The sequence below is a fragment of the Bacteroides caecigallinarum genome (genome assembly GCF_016902295.1).
GTDB lineage: Bacteria > Bacteroidota > Bacteroidia > Bacteroidales > Bacteroidaceae > Phocaeicola > Phocaeicola caecigallinarum_A.
The window spans coordinates 1-313 of the sequence record NZ_JACJLQ010000190.1; the positions used below are offsets into that span (position 1 = coordinate 1).

Genomic DNA, 313 nt, shown 5'->3' on the forward strand with positions numbered 1-313 from the left:
TATAATTCAGAGCGGATGATATATACTTTCAGCTCTTTTGGTTTTGACCAAAATTATTTACTCTTTTTCAGCTTGTTACATCATGTCAAAGATCTTCTTAAAATTCTGTATTCTCTATTGAGAATCCACATTTCTGTGGAGAATTTTATGAGATTGACTTGCTTCGCAAGTCTATCCTTATATTCTGTGGAGAATAACGGATTCGAACCGTTGACCCCCTGCGTGCAAAGCAGGTGCTCTAGCCAGCTGAGCTAATCCCCCATATAATATAAAACAAACTTGTCTGTAGTACAAGAAAGAAAAACCTTCTTGT

1 tRNA gene is annotated in these 313 nt (G+C 36.4%); it reads right to left on the bottom strand.

The features are described 5' to 3' along the window. Positions 1-187: 187 nt before the first annotated feature. Positions 188-261: transfer RNA gene (locus H6A27_RS14780), tRNA-Ala, on the bottom strand. Positions 262-313: the final 52 nt, after the last annotated feature.